The sequence below is a fragment of the Nocardia kruczakiae NBRC 101016 genome (assembly GCF_001612965.1).
GTDB lineage: Bacteria > Actinomycetota > Actinomycetes > Mycobacteriales > Mycobacteriaceae > Nocardia > Nocardia kruczakiae.
The window spans coordinates 20,559-39,293 of the sequence record NZ_BDBL01000024.1 but is presented as its reverse complement, the minus strand read 5'-3'; the positions used below and the strand labels follow the sequence as shown (position 1 = coordinate 39,293).

20 protein-coding genes are annotated in these 18,735 nt (G+C 68.6%); 18 read left to right on the top strand and 2 right to left on the bottom strand.

Annotated elements, in window-relative coordinates:
* Window positions 1-42 precede the first annotated feature (42 nt).
* From NK1_RS17925 to NK1_RS17910, 4 genes are all read left to right on the top strand, one after another.
* On the top strand, window positions 43-1,032 hold the full coding sequence (locus NK1_RS17925) for an ABC transporter ATP-binding protein (RefSeq protein ID WP_063010069.1): 990 nt from the start codon (window positions 43-45) through the stop codon (window positions 1,030-1,032).
* On the top strand, window positions 1,029-1,790 hold the full coding sequence (locus NK1_RS17920) for an ABC transporter permease (protein WP_063010067.1): 762 nt from the start codon (window positions 1,029-1,031) through the stop codon (window positions 1,788-1,790). The genes NK1_RS17925 and NK1_RS17920 overlap by 4 nt, the downstream gene beginning before the upstream one ends.
* Window positions 1,791-1,972: 182 nt before the next feature.
* On the top strand, window positions 1,973-2,869 hold the full coding sequence (locus NK1_RS17915; protein WP_084461163.1) for a GNAT family N-acetyltransferase: 897 nt from the start codon (window positions 1,973-1,975) through the stop codon (window positions 2,867-2,869).
* Between the two features lie 110 nt (window positions 2,870-2,979).
* Entirely contained in the window at window positions 2,980-3,882 is a 903-nt protein-coding gene (locus tag NK1_RS17910) for a lysophospholipid acyltransferase family protein (RefSeq protein ID WP_063010065.1), read from the top strand.
* Window positions 3,883-3,905: 23 nt separating this feature from the next.
* On the opposite strand, the gene NK1_RS17905 is transcribed toward NK1_RS17910, so the two are convergent.
* On the bottom strand, window positions 3,906-4,589 hold the full coding sequence (locus NK1_RS17905; RefSeq protein WP_245660630.1) for a PAS and ANTAR domain-containing protein: 684 nt from the start codon (window positions 4,587-4,589) through the stop codon (window positions 3,906-3,908).
* A 724-nt stretch (window positions 4,590-5,313) separates the two neighbouring features.
* Between NK1_RS17905 and NK1_RS17895 the strand changes: the two genes are divergently transcribed.
* The 3 genes from NK1_RS17895 (at window position 5,314) to NK1_RS17885 (ending at window position 8,581) form a co-directional block, all read left to right on the top strand.
* The gene (locus NK1_RS17895; protein ID WP_245660628.1) at window positions 5,314-6,528 is read left to right on the top strand and encodes a PP2C family protein-serine/threonine phosphatase; all 1,215 of its coding nucleotides are present in this window, start codon (window positions 5,314-5,316) and stop codon (window positions 6,526-6,528) included.
* Between the two features lie 74 nt (window positions 6,529-6,602).
* The gene (locus NK1_RS17890) at window positions 6,603-8,138 is read left to right on the top strand and encodes a sensor histidine kinase (RefSeq protein ID WP_063010221.1); all 1,536 of its coding nucleotides are present in this window, start codon (window positions 6,603-6,605) and stop codon (window positions 8,136-8,138) included.
* Window positions 8,135-8,581: a response regulator gene (locus NK1_RS17885; RefSeq protein ID WP_036504039.1), complete on the top strand. Its 447-nt coding sequence runs from the start codon at window positions 8,135-8,137 to the stop codon at window positions 8,579-8,581. Before NK1_RS17890 ends, NK1_RS17885 begins: the two co-directional genes overlap by 4 nt.
* A gap of 33 nt (window positions 8,582-8,614) precedes the next feature.
* On the opposite strand, the gene NK1_RS17880 is transcribed toward NK1_RS17885, so the two are convergent.
* Window positions 8,615-8,983: an STAS domain-containing protein gene (locus NK1_RS17880; RefSeq protein WP_063010064.1), complete on the bottom strand. Its 369-nt coding sequence runs from the start codon at window positions 8,981-8,983 to the stop codon at window positions 8,615-8,617.
* A gap of 233 nt (window positions 8,984-9,216) precedes the next feature.
* On the opposite strand from NK1_RS17880, the gene NK1_RS17870 reads away from it, so the two are divergent.
* The 11 genes from NK1_RS17870 (at window position 9,217) to NK1_RS17820 (ending at window position 18,666) form a co-directional block, all read left to right on the top strand.
* A complete protein-coding gene (locus tag NK1_RS17870) occupies window positions 9,217-9,645 on the top strand; it encodes an ATP-binding protein (protein WP_036504134.1) in 429 nt (142 codons plus the stop codon).
* Window positions 9,635-10,429, top strand: coding sequence for an RNA polymerase sigma factor SigF (locus NK1_RS17865; RefSeq protein WP_063010219.1), 795 nt, complete (start codon window positions 9,635-9,637; stop codon window positions 10,427-10,429). The genes NK1_RS17870 and NK1_RS17865 overlap by 11 nt, the downstream gene beginning before the upstream one ends.
* 98 nt (window positions 10,430-10,527) lie before the next feature.
* Window positions 10,528-11,025: an ATP-binding protein gene (locus NK1_RS17860; RefSeq protein ID WP_157104329.1), complete on the top strand. Its 498-nt coding sequence runs from the start codon at window positions 10,528-10,530 to the stop codon at window positions 11,023-11,025.
* Window positions 11,026-11,164: 139 nt separating this feature from the next.
* Window positions 11,165-11,680 (top strand): peptide-methionine (S)-S-oxide reductase MsrA, encoded by a 516-nt coding sequence (gene msrA, locus NK1_RS17855; RefSeq protein WP_063010061.1) that lies wholly within the window; start codon window positions 11,165-11,167, stop codon window positions 11,678-11,680.
* A gap of 6 nt (window positions 11,681-11,686) precedes the next feature.
* Complete coding sequence (locus NK1_RS17850; protein ID WP_063010060.1) at window positions 11,687-12,190, top strand: nitroreductase family deazaflavin-dependent oxidoreductase; 504 nt, start codon at window positions 11,687-11,689, stop codon at window positions 12,188-12,190.
* Between the two features lie 147 nt (window positions 12,191-12,337).
* Window positions 12,338-13,558 carry a sigma-54-dependent transcriptional regulator family protein gene (locus NK1_RS17845; protein WP_157104328.1) on the top strand — a complete coding sequence of 407 codons (1,221 nt, stop codon included), beginning with the start codon at window positions 12,338-12,340 and terminating at the stop codon, window positions 13,556-13,558.
* Between the two features lie 172 nt (window positions 13,559-13,730).
* Window positions 13,731-15,248 (top strand): aldehyde dehydrogenase, encoded by a 1,518-nt coding sequence (gene adh / locus NK1_RS17840; RefSeq protein WP_063010056.1) that lies wholly within the window; start codon window positions 13,731-13,733, stop codon window positions 15,246-15,248.
* The gene (locus tag NK1_RS17835) at window positions 15,248-15,643 is read left to right on the top strand and encodes a DUF779 domain-containing protein (RefSeq protein ID WP_063010054.1); all 396 of its coding nucleotides are present in this window, start codon (window positions 15,248-15,250) and stop codon (window positions 15,641-15,643) included. Before adh ends, NK1_RS17835 begins: the two co-directional genes overlap by 1 nt.
* Before the next feature lie 166 nt (window positions 15,644-15,809).
* The gene (locus NK1_RS17830) at window positions 15,810-16,592 is read left to right on the top strand and encodes a (Fe-S)-binding protein (protein ID WP_063010052.1); all 783 of its coding nucleotides are present in this window, start codon (window positions 15,810-15,812) and stop codon (window positions 16,590-16,592) included.
* Window positions 16,589-18,025, top strand: a complete 1,437-nt coding sequence (locus tag NK1_RS17825; protein WP_063010050.1) for a LutB/LldF family L-lactate oxidation iron-sulfur protein — start codon at window positions 16,589-16,591, stop codon at window positions 18,023-18,025. Before NK1_RS17830 ends, NK1_RS17825 begins: the two co-directional genes overlap by 4 nt.
* Complete coding sequence (locus tag NK1_RS17820; protein WP_063010217.1) at window positions 18,022-18,666, top strand: LutC/YkgG family protein; 645 nt, start codon at window positions 18,022-18,024, stop codon at window positions 18,664-18,666. The genes NK1_RS17825 and NK1_RS17820 overlap by 4 nt, the downstream gene beginning before the upstream one ends.
* Window positions 18,667-18,735 lie beyond the last annotated feature (69 nt).

Below are 18,735 nucleotides of genomic sequence, written 5' to 3'. Positions count from 1 at the left end.
TAAAGCTTGACTATTTGAGCCGTCCTTCCTACCGTGAGCGGTATGGAAACGACGGCTACCGTTCGTGACCGCACCCGCACCTCGGCGATCCGAGTGCGGGGGCTGGCACGGACGTTCACGACGAAAACGGGACCGGTGCAGGCCGTGAACGGCTTGGACTTCGAGGTCCGCGAAGGCGAGATCGTGGGACTGCTGGGTCCCAACGGCGCCGGTAAGACCACCACCCTGCGGATGATCGCGACGCTGCTCGCGCCGACCGCGGGCGAGGCGCAGATCGCCGACGCCGATCTGCGCCGGACCCCACGCGAGGTGCGCGCCCGCATCGGGTACGTCGCCCAGGGTGGCATGACGAACGACGAAGAGCTGGTGATCGACCAATTGGTCCTGCAGGCACGGCTTTTCGGGCTGAGCAAGGCAGCGGCGACCGAGAGCGCCGAACATCTGCTGCGGACGCTGGAACTCGACGGACTCGGCCGTCGCCGCTGCCGCGAACTGTCCGGCGGGCAGCGCCGCCGCGTCGATATCGCACTCGGCCTGGTGCATCGGCCGCGGCTGGTCTACCTGGACGAGCCGACCACCGGACTGGATCCGCAGAGCCGCGCGAACCTCTGGGACCACGTGCGGCGGTTGCGGTCCGAGGGCACGACGATCGTGCTCACGACGCACTACCTGGAGGAGGCCGACGCGCTGTGCGACCGCATCCTGGTCATGGATCACGGCGGCATCGTCGCCTCCGGTACCCCGGACGAGCTGAAACAGCGGATCTCCGGCGATGTGATCAGCCTCGACATCGCCGACGCGCAAGCGGATCTCGCGATCGAGATCGCCGATTCGGTGCTGGAGTTGCGCTCGAAACTGCGTGCCGACGGACTGGTGCATCTGACGGTGGCGCGCGGCGATGCCGCCGTGGTGCCGCTGCTGCGCGCACTGGACGAGCACGGCATCGTGCCCGGTGCGCTGACCGTGAAACGACCGAGCCTCGACGACGTGTTCCTCACCGTCACCGGGCGTTCGCTGCGGGAGGGGAAATGAGTTTTCTGCGGGAGACCGGGCTGGTGTTCTGGTCGCAACTGCGCACCCAGCTGCGCAATCCGGTGTGGGTGATCATCGGATTGAGTCAGCCCGTGCTGTACCTGGTGCTGTTCGGTCCGCTGGTGAAGGCGATCGCACCCGCGCTGGGCGCCGATACCGACCCCTGGAAGGTGCTGACGCCGGCATTGGTCATTCAGGTCGGGCTGTTCGGGTCCATGTTCGCGGGGTTCGCGATGGTGCAGGAACTGCGGGCCGGCGTGATCGAACGCCAGCGCGTCACCCCGGCCAACCGTGGCGCACTGCTGGTGGGCCGGGTCCTCAAGGATATGGTCGTGCTGATCGTGCAGGCACTGGTCCTGGTCGCGGTCGCGATGGCGGCATTCTCGTTGCGTCCCAACGCTTTCGGGCTGATCGCCTCGGTGCTGCTGATCTCGGTGATGGCGGCCGGGCTGGCTTCGGGGTCCTATGCGCTGGCGCTGTGGGCGCGTTCGGAGGACACCCTCGCCTCGGTGCTGAACAGTGTCTCGGTGCCACTGATGCTGCTGTCGGGCATCCTGCTGCCGATGAGCCTGGCGCCGCACTGGCTGCGGATCGTCGCCGACATCAATCCGTTCCAGCACACCGTCGAGGCCGCGCGGGCACTGTTCCGCGGTGACTTCGGGGTCACCGAGGTCTATCTCGGTACCGGCCTGACGGTGGCGGTCGCCGTCGCGCTGATGGTGGTCGGCGCGCGCAGCTTCGCCCGCGAGAACGCCTGAACCGCTACTCTGCTCACTGCCGCCGCGCCGATGCTTCGGCGCGGCGGTTTCGCCGCGCGGGCCAACTCGGGGGAACGACGCAGTGAACGTTCGGTGTGACGGGGATCTCGTTCACCGGACTGGCATTCGCTCGACACTCGAACGTCGCCGCCTCGCCGAATCGGACTGGCTTCATCGACACCATGACGCCAACGTCCGTGCTGAACCCGACCCGCACGACAGGCCCAGGGGTGGCGGCGCCACAGTACTCCCTGGTTGTGTCCTCCGATCTCGACCATCGCCGCGCCGCGCAGCGGCTGCGCTACCGGGTGTTCGCCGGCGAACCCGGATTCGACATTCCGTTCAGCGCCGAGGGCCTGGACGCCGACCGGTTCGACGAGCACTGCGACCATCTGCTGGTCCGCGACGAGGCCTCCGGCGACTTCGTCGGCTGCTATCGGATGCTGCCGCCGGACAAGGTGAGCGCGGCCGGCGGGTACTACACGGCGACCGAATTCGATCTGAGCGCCATGGATCCCGAGGGACGCCGGATCGTCGAAATGGGCCGCGCCTGTGTGGTTCCGGACCATCGCAACGGCTCGGTGCTGACGCTGATGTGGGCCGGAATCCTGCACTACATCCAGCTCACCGGCTACGACTGGGTGATGGGCTGCGTCTCGGTGCCGATGCGCGACACCTCCGCCGATCCGCCCGGCGCCAACGTGGCCGCGGTCCGGGACCTGTTGCTGAGCAAGCACGCCGGCGATCCGGCCCGTCGCGTGCGCCCCTACCGCCCGGTCGTGGTCGACGGCCGCGGCCTCGACGAACTGGCCGCCCCGGCCCGGCCGAAACTTCCGCCGCTGCTGCGCGGTTATCTGCGCCTGGGCGCCGAGATCTGCGGTGAACCGGCCCACGACCCGGATTTCGGCGTCGCGGATTTCGTCGCCCTCCTGGGCCTGGAAACCATCAACACCCGCTACCTGGAACGCCTGCGGAGCGCCGCGGGAGCCATGGACGCTCGTGCGGCGGAAGGCACAGACGCCCGCGCATCGGAAGCCGATGCCGCGCGGGCCCGCGATACCGGCGGAGGAACACGATGACCGAGACAACGGATTTACGAAGCGACACAACTGTTCTCGAGCCCGCCACGCCGATATCGGTCGAACGAACCGCGGCAACAGCGGCCGATGCGCCGGCGGTCCATGCGTGGATGCCCGCGAGTCCGTGTGGGGCCGGCTGTGTGGCGGTGCCCGATACCGCGGGTGCGCTGCGATGTGTGGTGCGGGTGCTGGGCGTGGTGGGGTTGCTGGTGGCGTTTCCGGTGGTCAACGTGGCGACTCCGCCCGCCCGCCGGACGGGGCTGCATCGGTGGTATGCGCGGGCCGCATTGCGTTGCTGCGGAATCGGATTGCGGATCGTCGACGAACGCGGTGCCGGAGGACACGGCGCGGCAACCGATACCCGCCCGCGCGAAATCGACGGCGCCGCGGCGGATTCCGGGCGTGGTCTACTGGTGGTGGCCGGGCACGTGGGATGGGCCGATGTGCTGGCGTTGGCGGCGGTCTCACCGATGGGCTTCGTCGCCCGCGGTGATCTGGTGTCGTGGCCGGTGCTGGGACAACTGGCCCGGCTCATGCGCGTGATCCCGATCGATCGGCAGCGGTTGCGGCAGTTGCCCGAGGTGATCGCGGCGATGTCGGTGCGGCTGGCGGCGGGGGAGCGGGTCGGCATGTTCCCCGAGGGCACCACCTGGTGCGGCCGGGCCCACGGCCGGCTGCGGCCCGCCCTGTTCCAGGCCGCGGTCGACACCGCCACACCGGTACAGCCGATCCGGCTGCGTTATCTGGACCACACCGGCGAGACGTCGACGGTCCCCGGCTTCGTCGGCGTGGACACCTTCATCGACTCGGCCCGCCGCGTCCTGCGCGCCAAGGGCGTCGTCGCCGAACTCGTCCTGCTGCCGATCGAGGAACCGGGCAGCGACCGCCACGACCTGGCCGAGCGCTGTGATCGCGCCATCCGCGGCCGCACCGAAGTGCGTATCGACGCCCACGCGACGGCCATCGGCACCGGCCCTACCCGCGAGATCGTCGTCGCCGAAGCGGCCTCCTGACCGCCCGGGAGATCGACCGGCGCTCAGTCGTGCGGGATCAGGCGGTGGGCGGTCAGGACGATATGGTCGACGCGAGTGCGCAGGGCGGTGTTCTCGCCGTTCAGTCGGCGGAACTCGCGCATGAACTGCGCGGCCAGATCCCGCAGCTTGGTGTTGGTCTCCTGGGAACGCCAGCTCAGCACGCGGAACGCCTGTTCGGGGCTGATGCCGTAGGCCAGCGTCAGCGCGCCCTTGGCCTGTTCGATCACCGCGCGCGACTCGATCACCTCGGGCAGCACCTCCGACAGCGCATCGTTGCGCTCCTCGGCGATCGTCTCGGTGACGTCGACGAAATATCCACTGGCTCCGACCACCGTGCCGTCGTCGCCGGTGAGCTGTTCGCCGACGACGATGATCTCGTGGGTGTCTCCGCCGGTGTCGACGATGCGGTGCTGACCGCAGATCGGCTCGCCGGTTTTCACCGAGACCGCGATGCGGGCCGCCAGTTCCTCCCGGTCGTCCGGGTGTTTGTGCGACATGAGCAGTTCGGTGGTGGGTTCGGTATCGGCGCTCGGATACCCGTACATCTGCGCCGCCTCGTCCGACCATTCCCAGCGCTGATCGGCGAACCAGAATCGGAACCAGCCGACATGATCGCAAGGTTGTGTGCCGAGCACGCTCGTCAAGGGGTCGAGCGGCGCGACGCGCGGCGACTGTTCCGTACTCACCTTCACAGTATCCGCTGTGTTGCGGTCGGTCGTTACACCAGGTCGGACGGGATGTGACGTGCCCCGCGCGCGTTATCTGTTTGGTATGAGGGTTTCGGGGCATCTTTTCGTCGGTACACAGCACATCCAACTCGAGAGGACCGGGACAGTCGTGGTTGCGTTGCTCATGGTGATCGGCTCGGTATCACTGATCGTCATCGCGGTGCATGCGGCGGTGGTCGCGGTGTGGACGGCGAAATTGCGCCTTCGGCGCACCTCCGCCGCCCTGCGCGCGGCGGCGCCTCTCGTTGCGAAAACTGTTGTCCAGCAGCCTCTTCTCCGGCCTCGGGCCGGTGCCGACGCGACGTCCTGATCGTGGCCTGCCCCCCGGTGCGCGCAGCGTGTTCGGCCGGGGTCCGATAGGATCGGCAAGCCTCACGGTCGAAAAACGGGCCGCTGAGCAAGTCGGCGTGCGCTCGGGCCGCCACTTCGTTGATCGGAGGCAGCATTGTCGAAGCGTGCCGTCCCAGGCACGGTTGCTGTTCCCTCGTCGCGGTCCGATGTAGCCGGTGCGCTGCGGGCCGACACCGTGCGCATTCGTCGCATCGACGGCGCTCCGCGGCCCCGCACGGTCGCGGTGACGGAACAGACCCCGCGGTTTCGCGATGTATCCAGCCGTTCCGCGGGCCACTCGTCCGAGGGGCCGAAATCCGCATCCGTTCGAGACGCGAGCAGCGGCTCCACCGTGCGGCCACCCCTCGACGGCGTCACGCCGCTGGGCACGGCGTCGCCGCTCGGGCAGACGATCCTGCTGGTCGAGGACGACCCCGGTGATGCCCTGCTGGTCGAGGAACTCGTTGCCGACGGGGCGCCCGGCGTGCGCCTGGAACATGTGCGCTCACTCGCCGAAGCGGGTGCGTGGCTGGCCGCGGGCCTGCCCGACTGTGTGCTGCTCGATCTGAATCTGCCCGACTCCCACGGCCTGGACGCGCTCGCGCGGTTGCGGGAATACACCGATCAGGTCGCTGTCGTGGTGATGACCGGCCTGGACGAAGAACAGACCGGGCTGGCCGCGATGGCGGCCGGTGCGCAGGACTATCTGGTGAAGGGCCGGGTCGAGCCGGAGTGGTTCGGCCGAGCCGTGCGCTATGCGATTCAGCGCAAACAGGCCGAGCGCACCACCGCGGCCCTGCGCGCGAGCACCATGCGCGCCCAGGAGAACGCGCGCCTGGAACGCGGACTGCTCCCCAAACCGCTGTTGCGCGGCGCGCCGATCGTCGATGTGGTCTCCCGGTATCGCCCCGGTCGCGCGCATTCGCTGCTCGGCGGCGATTTCTACGACGTCGTCCAGGAGGCCGACGGTACGGTGCACGCGCTGATCGGCGATGTGGCCGGTCACGGCCCGGACGAGGCCGCGATCGGCGTGGGCCTGCGATTGGCTTGGCGCACACTGGTATTCAGCGGTATCACCGGACCTCGTCAGCTGCGACTGCTGGAGGAGGTGCTGGTCGCCGAGCGCACCGGCCCGCAGACGTTCGCCACGCTCACCACGCTCTACGCCCCGCCCGGTCGCGGTGCCGTCGAGGTGATCCGGGCCGGTCACCCCGGCATGCTCGTCCATTCGCCGACCGGCACGGAATGGCTGGAGGTGCCGGGCGGACCGGCCCTGGGCTTCATGCCGGGGCGCGCGGACTGGCCGGTCACCGAGGTGACCGTTCCCGCCGGGACCGGGCTGGTGTTGTTCACCGACGGCCTGTTCGAGGTGCGCACCGGCACGGGTGACTGGCTCGGTGAGGACGGCCTGCTGGCGATGGCGAAGGGCGTGTCGGTCGAACAGCCCGCACGCTATCTCGATGAATTGCTGGGTCAGGTCGAATCCGCGGCCGCCCCGGCGGGCGGACTCGACGACGATCTGGCGATCGTCTATCTGCGCTGGCACGGGGGTGAGCAGATCCGGTGAACGACGTCCGACACCGCGACGGGATCGTCGGCCGGCTCACCGCGCAGACGTGGTTTCAGCTGGTCCTCGCCCTGATGCTCGTGGTGGTGATCGCCGGTGCGATCGCCGCCGCGCAAGTGATATCCCGCACCGACGCCATCGAAGACCGGCTGCTCGATCGTGCCCAGCCCGCCGCGACCGAGGCATATCGCCTGCAGGCGGCCCTGATCAACCAGGAAACCGGCCTGCGCGGTTACGCGATCTCGGCCGACGAGCAATTCCTGCAGCCCTACAACAAGGGCGTCGCCGACCAGACGGCCGCCGCGGCACGGTTGCGTGAGGTGGCCGCCGGCCACACCACGCTGCTCGATGATCTGGACGCCGTCGAGGCGGCCGCGCAGCGCTGGCGCACCGAATACGTGCAGCCGATGATCGCGGCGGCGGGCAAGGTGTCGCCGGCCGAATCCGCCGCCATGGTCACTCGGGGCAAGGCCCTGTTCGACGAGATACGCAAGAAGTTCGCCGTGCAGAACGCGGATTCGGCGGCCGCGATCGCCCGGGACCGCCACGACCTGGACCACGCGCGCACCCTGCGCGACGGTGTGCTGATCGCGGTGGTCGTCCTCATCCTGCTTACCGGCCTGGCGCTGACCGTGCTGATCCGGCGGCTGGTCGCCCGCCCGCTCGACGAGCTCACCGAAGCGTCCCGGCGGGTGTCGGCCGGCGAATTCCATCATCGCATCGAGGCACACGGGCCGGCCGACCTGGCAACCGTCGCCGAAGCGGTCGAGGAGATGCGCGTGCGCATCGTCTCCGAACTGGGGTCCTCGCGCGCCCAGGAGGAACTGCTCGCCCAGCAGGCCGACGATCTGGATCGCCAGACGGTGCAGCTGCGCCGCTCGAATGCCGAGCTGGAGCAGTTCGCCTACGTCGCCTCCCACGACCTGCAGGAGCCGCTGCGCAAGGTCGCCGCGTTCTGCCAGCTGCTGGAGAAGCGCTACGGCGATCAGCTCGACGAGCGGGCCAAGCAGTACATCGATTACGCCGTCGACGGCGCCAAGCGGATGCAGCGGCTGATCAACGATCTGCTGACCTTCTCGCGCGTGGGCCGGGTGATCGAGGGCAACGAGATCGTCGCCTTGGACTCGACGTTGAATTCGGCGCTGGACAATCTGTCCGGCGCGATCGAGGAATCCGGCGCGGTGGTCGAGCGCCCGGAGCAACTGCCCGACGTGGCGGGCCAGCCGACACTGCTGACGATGTTGTGGCAGAACCTCATCGGCAATGCCGTGAAATTCCGGACCCCGGGAACCACGCCGATGGTGCGCATCGAGTGCGAGCCGGGCGATCACCCGGACCAATGGCGATTCTCCGTGTCCGACAACGGGATCGGCATTCCGCCGGAATTCGCGGACAAGGTCTTCGTGATCTTCCAGCGTCTGCACAACCGGGAGGATTACACCGGCACCGGCATCGGCCTGGCGCTGTGCAAGAAGATCGTCGAGTACCACGGCGGAGACCTGTGGATCGACACCGAATACACCGGTGGCGCCCGGTTCTGCTTCACGATGGCGACGCAGGCCGCCGCACCCGCATCCACCGAACTCGTATCCGAAGGAGCCGACGCATGACCGCACCGGTGAGCCAGCCCATCGACATCCTGCTCGTGGAGGACGACCCCGGCGACGAGCTGATGACCCGGGAGGCGTTCGAGGACAACAAGATCGGCAATACACTGCACGTCGCGCGCGACGGCCAGGAGGCGCTCGACTTCCTGTACCGGCAGGGGGAATTCGCGCAGGCGCCGCGGCCCGATCTGATCCTGCTCGATCTGAACCTGCCGAAATACGACGGCCGCCAGGTTCTGGAAAAGATCAAATCCGATCCGGACCTCAGCCATATCCCGGTGGTGGTGCTCACCACGTCGGCGGCCGAGGAGGACATTCTGCGCAGTTATCGGCTGCACGCGAACGCCTATGTGACCAAACCGGTCGACCTGGATCAATTCATCGCCGCGATCAAGCACATCGACGAATTCTTCGTTCAGGTCGTCCGGTTGCCACGTCAGCGATGAAGCCGGCGAGAAACGCGTCCGGCGGGCGCCGGATCAGGCCGAGGTGGTCTGCTCCGGCGCGGCCAGCGCGTCGGCGACGGTCGGGAACAGCCGCAGCAACGCGTCCAGCGCGGTCACCTCGATCGGGCGCCGCACCGCGGGCGACGCGACCACCCGCAGGCCTCCCGTCGCGGTGGACTGCGAGGTGGCGAGCAGCACGCTCAGCCCGGCCGATCCGAGGAATCCGACCTCGGTCATGTCCAGCACCACGGCGGCGGGCTCGGCCTGTAGCGCCCGGTCGAGGGCCGATTGCAGCTCCGGCGCGGAGTTCATGTCCACCTCACCGGCCACGGTCACGACCACGGCCGAACCTTCCGTGCGCTGCTCGGTGCGCAGCAGCGGCGACACCCGTTCGCCGCTCATCGGGCCGACCCCAGCGCGAGGCGATTCGTACCGCATTTCGCCACTTCGATACCTCCGGCGTATTTCGATCTGCGCCGCTGTCCGCGGCGTGGCGACGATTCGCCGCTGACCAACATACCCGTTTCGGCGAGATCCGAGCGGAGACCGGCACCGCGATCGGAAGGCGTCCGCCGGGCGCTCGCGTACGCTGTGAAATCGTTTCGCGGCACGATATTTGGGAGCAACGAATGGGCATGGTCGAGAAAGTGTCCCCGGACGCGGGGACCACTGCGGTCGGATTCCAGGTGCCGGCCGACGCGGCGCAATTGATGATGGTCCGGGCATTGACCGAAACCGTCGCTCTGGTCGCCGATTTCGGTATCGACGAGGCCACCGATATCCGTCTGGCCGTCGACGAGGTGGTCAGCGCACTGATCGTGGACGCGGCCGCCGAATCGGTGATCGATTGCACCTTCAGCGCGACCGACACCACCATGGACGTGCGCGTATCCGCCGTCACCACGACCGCCGGCGGCCCGGACACCAACAGTTTCGGCTGGCATATCGTCTCGACGCTGACCCAGTGGGTGAAGACCGAGAGTTCGGACTACGACGCATCCGTGGGCGGGCACCCGACCGTCGTCGAGTTCCGCTGGGCACGTGGCGGAACCGATGTCGACTGAGCACGGTTCGGGCACCGCGCGCCATCCCGACGGCTACGACGACGTCGCACCGCTGTTCGTCGAGCTCGCCGCACTGTCCGCCGACGATCCGGAGTACGACCGGCTGCGCGAGCGAATCATCAACCGGTGTCTGCCGCTGGCCGAGCACATCGCGCGCAAGTTCAGCGGGCGCGGCGAGAACTTCGAGGATCTCCTGCAGATCGCCCGGGTCGGCCTGGTCGCGGCCGTCGACCGGTTCGATCCCACGCAGGGCTCGCCGTTCCTCGCCTTCGCGGTGCCGACGGTGATGGGCGAGGTGCGCCGCCACTTCCGCGATCACACCTGGGCCCTGCGCGTGCCCCGGCGGATCAAGGAGATCCAGACCGCGCTGGGACCGACCGTCGAGACGCTGTCGCAACGGCTGGGCCGGATGCCGCGGGCGCGGGAGATCGCCGAGGAGATGGACGCCGATCTGGGCGAGGTGACGCAGGCGCTGATCGCCCGCAACGCCTACCAGACCCAATCGCTGGACACGCCGACCTCGGAGGACGACAGCCGCGGGAATGCGATCCTCGACACGCTGGGCGACGTGGATCCGACCTTCGGCTCGATCGACGACACTCTGACGGTGAAGCCGCTCATCGACGCCCTGCCGGAGAAGGAGCGGTACGTGCTGACCATGCGTTTCTTCGGCGGGATGACGCAGGAACAGATCGCGCGGGAACTCGGGTGTTCCCAGATGCAGGTATCGCGGATTCTGACCAGAACGCTCAAACAGCTGCGCGAGAAGGCGCTGCGCGACTGAGTCGGCCGACGGCGCCGCATGGCGTGCGGGAAAGGGGGTATCGCGGATGCCGAGGAGATCATCGAGTGGAGATCATCGGTTGCGATCGGAATGAGGACATGAGCGGATTTCCAGATCCCCCGGGCGACCCCGCCCCAGGGCCCGCGGTACGCGAGCCGCACCCGTTACGGGTGGCCCCCTTCGAGGCGAATTTCCCGTCGCAGGCCGACCGGATCGCCGAGGTGCGCCACGATCTGCGGGCCTGGCTCGAGCGCGGGGGAATCGGCTCGGAACAGATCTACGATCTGTTGCTGGCGGTGGACGAGGCGTGCACCAACGCCGTGGAGCACGGTTACCGCGAGGGCGCCGGCATGGTGAGTCTGCGTGGGGAGATCAGCGGGTCGGACCTGTATTTGACCATCGTCGACCACGGCAGCTGGGAACCCCGTCCCACGGTTCCGGATCCTGTGCGCGGGCGGGGACTGGCGATCATGCGCGCCCTGGTGCGTGACGTCGAGATCACCACGGGCGCCGACGGTACCCGGGTGGCGATGCGCGCCGAAATCGTCTCGGCGCCAACGGGGTCCGAGTCGACCGCGGGGTACGACCGGGGGTAGTCCGTTAATCCGCTCGGGGAGCGGGTATGCGGTATGCAGAAGGCGGGCGAGGCGAGCGTCGCGGCGGGATTTTTCGGGCCGCCACCGGGGTTGTACCGGTGCGAGACTTGGGGCGGGGACCCGATTCGAAGGAGGAAGCGTGACCGACACGCGCACGGCGATTCTGGCAGGCGGATGCTTCTGGGGTATGGAGGAGCTGATCCGCAAGCAGCCGGGTGTGATTTCCACGCGCGTCGGATACACCGGCGGGCGCAACGATCACCCCACCTACCGCAACCATCCGGGGCATGCCGAGGCCGTGGAGATCGTCTACGACCCCGCGCGCACCGATTACCGGGCCCTGCTCGAGTTCTTCTTCCAGATCCACGATCCGTCGACGAAGGACCGCCAGGGCAACGACATCGGCAGCAGCTATCGGTCCGCGATCTTCTACCTCGACGACGAGCAGAAGGCGGTCGCGCTGGACACGATCGCCGATGTGGACGCCTCCGGGCTGTGGCCGGGCAAGGTGGTCACCGAGGTGACCCCGGCGTCCGATTTCTGGGAGGCCGAACCGGAGCACCAGGACTACCTGCAGCGCTATCCGAACGGCTACACCTGCCACTACCCCCGGCCGGGCTGGAAGCTGCCCAAGCGCGCCGCGACCCCGCAGTAGGCCGGCATGTCGGACCGCACTCGTCGCTCACGTATCGGCAATCCGCTCTCGGCCCTGGGACGCGCGATCGCGCGCATCCCGTGGGTGATGCGCACCGGTCCGGTCGTCATCGTGCTGGAACGCGTGATCCGCCGGCTCACCGGCGGCCGGCACGGCGTACTCGACCTGGCGGGCCTGCCGTCGATGGAGTTGACGGTGCGCGGACGTAAATCCGGATTGCCGCGGACGGTGTCGCTGCTGTACGTACCGGACGGGCCCGAGCGGTATCTGCTGATCGGGTCCAACTGGGGGCGGCCGGAACATCCGTCCTGGTCGGCGAATCTGGCCGCCGCCTCCGACGCCGAAATCCACAGTGGCGGTAGGCGAATCAAGGTGCGGGTCCGGCATCTGAGCGGATCCGAGCGGGAGGACGCCTGGGCTCGCGCGGTGGCCTATTGGCCGGGATACACCATGGAACAGCGTCTGGCGGGCACGCGCCGGTTCCGGCTGTTCGAATTGACGCCCATCTGAGCCGCGTCCGACGGTGCGCACCGGCCGGTTTCGCTCCCGCGGCGAGCCGGCCTGCTGGACAATGGGGCCGAGCCGACGATGTGCGGCCCGGCCCCAGACACCGCCGGAACGCACGGTGCGGACCGAGCGGCGACGGGTGAGATGCGGATGCGATCAGGACAGGACAGTGCTCTGCTGCGGCGACGCGCGGCACTGGAACGGCAGTGGGCGCGCTGGGTTCCGGAGCGCGAGGCGCCCGAATCCGATGCGGCGCAGCCCCGGCCCGATGTGGCGCAGTCCTGGGTGCGGTCCCGAGCGTTCGTCGACCCCGCCACCGACTGCGCTCCCGCGGTAGCCGGGGACGTCGCGTCGACATGGGCCGATTCGCCGCTGTTCGGGCCCATCGCCGAACTCTCCGATCAGTTGCACAGCATCACCCACGACGCCGGATTCGTCGCCGCCGTCACCGACGAAGCGGGAACCATTCTGTGGTCCGACGGCGGTCAGGTGATGCGACGGCGTGCCGAGCGGGTCGGCTTCGCCCCCGGCGGTCGCTGGGACGAGAACCACATGGGCACCAACGCGCTGTCGCTGGCATTGCACACCGGCCGCCCCAGCAGTGTGTTCTCCGCCGAACATCTGGTCGAGGCGTTGCACGGCTGGGTCTGCTACTGCGCGCCGATCCGCGCGGCCGACGGCCGGCAGCTCGGCGTGCTGGATCTGTCCACCACCTGGGATCGCTCGCATCCGCTGGCCATGTCGACGGTGTTGTCGCTCACCGCGGCCGTGGAAGCGAAACTGCAAGGCGGCGTGACGAATACGGCCGCGGGTGTGCGGCTGGAATGTCTCGGCGGTGCCGGACTGACGCGGGGCGGGCGGCCGCTGCGACTGCGCCGGCGGCTGCTCGAAATCCTCACCCTGCTGGCCCTCGAACCCGACGGCTACACACCGGAACGGTTGCAGCTGGCCGTCTACGGCGACCGGCCCACCGGCTCCAGCACGCTCAAGGCCGACGTCTCGCATCTGCGCCGCGCCACCGGCGGCGATATCAGCAATCGTGTCTATCGGCTGACCACACCGGTCTCCTGCGATGCCACCGACATGCTCGCCGCCCTGGCCACCGGGGACACCGCCACCGCCGTGCGGCTGTATCGCGGCCCGCTGCTGCCGGGCTCGCAGACACCGGGCATCGTCGAGTGGCGCGAACACCTCGAGGTGGGCATCCGCACCGCGGTCCTGTCGGCCGGCGAGGCCGAATACGCCCTGGATTACGGCGCGAAAGCGCCCGGCGACATCGAGATCCACGAACACGCGCTGCGGCTGCTGCCCGCCCGCGACGCGCGCCGCGCGGTGGCCGCCGCGCGTCTGCACAGCGCACTGCGAAGCTGATCGGACACAGCGGAGCTGATCGGACACTGCGGCGCTGATCGGCACTGCGAAGCTGATCGCGACGCGCCCGCCGCATTCAACCTTGTGCCAACCCTCGCGGCCCATAGTGGTCCACATCACGGCGAGCCCTGTCGTGATGCGACCCTTCGTGACTCATCGAGGAGCACCCGTCATGATCTACGCCAAGCCCGGCGCCGAAGGCAGCATCGTCTCCTACGCCGACCGCTACGACAACTTCATCGGTGGCGAATGGACGGCACCGGTCGAGGGCAGATACTTCGAGAATCCGTCGCCCGTCGACGGGGAAACGTTCTGTGAGGTGGCCCGATCCTCGGCCGCCGACGTGGACTCGGCGTTGGATGCCGCGCACGGCGCCGCCGACGCGTGGGGTGCGACCTCGGCCGCCGATCGCGCCAACATCCTGAACAAGATCGCCGACCGCATCGAGGCGAATCTCGACCAGCTGGCCGTCGCTGAAACCTGGGACAACGGTAAGCCGGTGCGCGAAACCCTGGCCGCCGACCTGCCGCTGGCCGTGGACCACTTCCGCTACTTCGCCGGCGCCATCCGCGCCCAGGAGGGCGGCGTCAGCGAGATCGATGCCGACACCATCGCCTACCACTTCCACGAGCCGCTGGGTGTGGTCGGTCAGATCATCCCGTGGAACTTCCCGATCCTGATGGCGACCTGGAAGCTGGCGCCGGCGCTGGCCGCCGGAAACGCGGTGGTGCTCAAGCCCGCCGAGCAGACTCCGGCCTCCATCATGAAGGTGGTCGAGCTGATCGCCGATCTGCTTCCGCCGGGAGTTCTCAACGTGGTCAACGGTTTCGGCGTCGAGACCGGTAAGCCGCTGGCGTCGAGCCCGCGGGTGGCGAAGGTGGCGTTCACCGGCGAGACGACCACCGGCCGGCTGATCATGCAGTACGCCAGCGAGAACATCATCCCCGTCACCCTCGAACTGGGCGGCAAGAGCCCCAACATCTTCCTTCCCGATGTGATGGCCGCCGACGACGCGTTCCTGGACAAGGCGGTCGAAGGCTTCGTGATGTTCGCGCTGAACCAGGGCGAGGTGTGCACCTGCCCGTCGCGCGCGCTGATCCACTCCTCCATCTACGACGAGTTCATGGCGCGCTGCCTGGAGCGGACCAAGGCGATCGTCAGCGGCAATCCGCTCGACAGCGAGACCATGATCGGCGCGCAGGCCAGCAACGACCAGTACGAAAAGATCCTGTCCTACATCGACATCGGGCGCAAAGAGGGCGCCGAGGTGCTCACCGGCGGCAGCCAGCGCAAGGTCGACGGCCTGCCGAACGGTTTCTACGTCGAGCCGACGGTGCTGAAGGGCACCAACGACATGCGGGTGTTCCAGGAGGAGATCTTCGGCCCCGTCGTCGCGGTGACCACCTTCGATTCGACCGAGGAGGCGCTCGCGATCGCCAACGACACCCTCTACGGCCTCGGCGCGGGCGTGTGGAGCCGCGACGGCAACACCGCCTACCGACTGGGCCGTGGCATCAAGGCCGGCCGGGTGTGGACCAACTGCTACCACGCCTACCCGGCGCATGCGGCCTTCGGCGGCTACAAGAAGTCCGGTATCGGCCGCGAGAACCACCGCATGATGCTCGATCACTACCAGCAGACCAAGAACCTGCTGGTGAGCTACTCGCCGAACAAACTCGGCTTCTTCTGATGGGTACCCGCGTCGACCTGACCGAGGCCGCGCAGACGTTGCTGGACACGCTGATTCGTCAGCACGGCCCGGTCATGTTCCATCAGTCCGGCGGGTGTTGCGACGGCAGCGCGCCGATGTGCTTCCCGCGCGGCGAATTCCGCGTGGGCGCCTCGGATGTGTTGCTCGGCCGGGTCGGCGCCGATACCCCGTTCTGGATGAGCGCCGACCAGTACGAGTACTGGAAGCACACCTATCTGACCGTGGACGTGGTTCCCGGGCGGGGGAGCGGGTTCTCGCTCGAAGCCCCCGAGGGGGTGCGGTTCCTGATCCGGTCCCGGCTGCTCACCGATGCCGAAGTGGCCGAACTCGATTCCGGACCGCCGCCGCGCACCGGGGCGGACGCGGCGAGTTGACGAATGCCGCCGGCGGAGGCGGATCCGCGGGCCCACACGGCCCGCAGATCCGCCTCGCCGCGGTGCGTGCGGCGTATCCTGGCCGGGATCGTCCCGCCAGTATCCGTATCGAGGTGCCGCTCGACAACAGTGCCCGGCCCGCGGCATCGGTGACGAGAGGGGCCGCATGTCGGCGCGTACGGCATTGTTCATCACCTGTGTCAACGACGTCATGTATCCGGGAACCGGCCGGGCGGCGGTGGCGCTGCTGCGCCGGCTCGGCGTCGAGGTCGACTTCCCGATGGCCCAGAGTTGTTGTGGCCAAATGCATGCCAACACCGGCTATCGGGCCGATACCGCGAAGATGGCCCGGCATTTCGTGTCGGTGTTCGGTGACTACGACCGGATCGTGGTGCCGTCGGCCTCGTGTGGCGCGGCGCCCGGCGAGTTCTACCGTGTGGTGGCCGAGCAGGTCGGCGACGCCGCGCTGGCCCGCGATGCCGAGACGCTGCTCCCCAGAATCCGGGAATTGACCGAATTCCTCACCGACGACCTGGGTGTCGTCGATGTGGGTGCCTATTTCCCGCATCGGGTGACCTACCATCCGACCTGCCATTCGCTGCGCGTGCAGCGCATCGGCGACCGCCCGTACCGCTTGTTGCGCGCGGTGGCCGGACTGGATCTGGTCGATCTGCCCGCGGCCGACGAATGCTGTGGATTCGGCGGCACCTTCTCGGTGAAGAATGCCGCCGCCTCCGGCGCGATGAACGCCGACAAGGCCGCGCACGTGCGCGAGACGGGCGCGAGTGTGGTGACCGCCGTGGACAATTCGTGCCTGATGAATATCGGCGGGCGCCTCGCCGCCGACGCGACTCCGGTGCGCGATCTGCATCTGGTGGAAATTCTGGCGCGCACGAAGGCCGACGGCCCGATGCCCGGGCTGCCGGTGGTCGCGGAAGCCCGCTCATGAGTGAGAGTTTCGTGGGGTGGCCGCCGTTCCCGCAGGCCGCGCGGACCGCGACCGCTGACGACCAGCTACGCGCCAACGTGCACCGTGCCACCCACACCATCCGCGCCAAGCGCGACGCACTGGTGGCCGAACGACCGGACTGGGAGGAACTGCGCACGTCCGCGGCCGCGGTCAAGGACGATGTGCTGCGCCGTCTCGACACCTATCTGGAGCGCCTGGCCGATGCGGTGGAAGGCGCCGGGGGAGTGGTGCATTGGGCGACCGACGCCGCCGAGGCCAACACCGTGATCACCGAATTGGTCCAGGCGACCGGCGAGAAGGAGATCGTCAAGGCCAAATCCATGCTGTCGGAGGAGATCGGCCTGGGCGAGGCGCTCGCCGCGGCCGGAATCGACACCCGCGAGACCGATCTCGCCGAGATCATCCTGCAACTGGGCGACGATCTGCCCTCCCACATCGTGGTGCCGTCGATGCATCTGAACCGCAGCCAGATTCGCAACATCTTCCGCCGCGAGATGGGCAAGCACGGCCGTCCCGCGCCGGACGATCTGACCGACGATCCGCAGGCGCTCGCCGATGCGTCCCGGCTGCATCTGCGGGAGAAGTTCCTGCGCGCGAAGGTCGGCATCACCGGCGCGAATTTCCTTGTCGCCGAGAGCGGAACGGTGGTGATGGTGGAGTCGGAGGGTAACGGGCGGATGTGCCTGACCCTGCCGGAGACGCTGATCACGGTGGCAGGTATAGAGAAGGTGATTCCGAGCTGGCGCGATCTGGAGATCTATCTGGAGTTGCTGGCCCGCAGCGCGACCGGCGAGCGGATGTCGCCGTATGTGTCGACCTGGACCGGCGTCACCGCCCAGGACGGTCCCTCGGCCTTCCACCTGGTCCTGGTGGACAACGGCCGAACCCGCGCCCTGCGCGACGAACTCGGGCGGGAAGCGTTGCGCTGCATCCGCTGTGGCGCGTGCATGAATATCTGCCCGGTCTACGAACGCACCGGCGGACAGGCCTACGGTTCGGTCTATCCGGGGCCGATCGGCGCCATCCTCAACCCGTTGCTGAAGGGCGCCGACGATCCGCAGACCGCCTCGCTGCCGTATGCGTCGGCGCTGTGCGGGGCCTGCGACGACGTCTGCCCGGTCCGCATCGATATCACCGGGAATCTGCTGGCCCTGCGCCATCAGGTGGCCGAGGGCGAGGCGGGGGTGAAGCATCGGGTCGAGCGGGCTGCCTTCGACGCGATGGCGGGATTCATGAGCCATCCGGCGCTGTGGGGCGCGGCCGTGCGCTCGGCGGCGCGCATCGGCGTGGCGGTCCCGAAGCGGCATCTGCCCGGTCCGCTGGGCGGGTGGACCGACAGCCGGCGGGTACCCGACATCCCCGCCGAATCGTTTCGCCGCTGGTGGGCGCGCACCGACGGGGGCCGCTCGTGAATGCGCGGGAGACGATTCTGCGACGCGTCCGCGAGGCGATCGGCGAACCGGCGGACGCGGTCACCGTGCCGCGCGACTATCTGCGGACCGCGCCGGGAGTGGACCCCGACGATCGCGCCGCGATTCTGGAGTTGTTCGAACAGCGACTCGAACGCTATGGCGCACAGGTGCATCGGGCCACCCTGGCGGGGATCGCCACGACCGTGGACCGGGAACTGCGGAACGCGTCGGCGCGGGTGGTGCTGACGCCGCCCGGACTGCCGGACATCTGGACGGCCCTGTGGGCGGACCGCTCCGAGCACCGCATCGTGACCGACGATCCGCCGCTGACGACGCTCGAACTGGACGAGGTCGACGCGGTCGTGACCACCTGCGCCGCCGCGATCGCGCAATCGGGCACGATCGTCCTCGACGGCGACGCCGGACAGGGCCGCCGCGCGCCCACCCTCGTCCCGGACTGTCACGTGTGCGTGGTCCACGCCGAGCAGGTGAAAACCGCACTGCCGGAAGTCGTTCCGCGTCTCGACCCGCGCCGGCCGACCACCTGGATCAGCGGTCCGTCGGCCACCGTGGATATCGAGATGACCCGCGTGCAGGGTGTGCACGGGCCCAGGCGATTGATCGTGATCCTGGTCGAGTGAGAGCGGAGAGGCGGTGGTCGATCGGTGCTCGCCGGCGGGGACGTGGGTTCGGCCGCGGTGAAGGAGGTG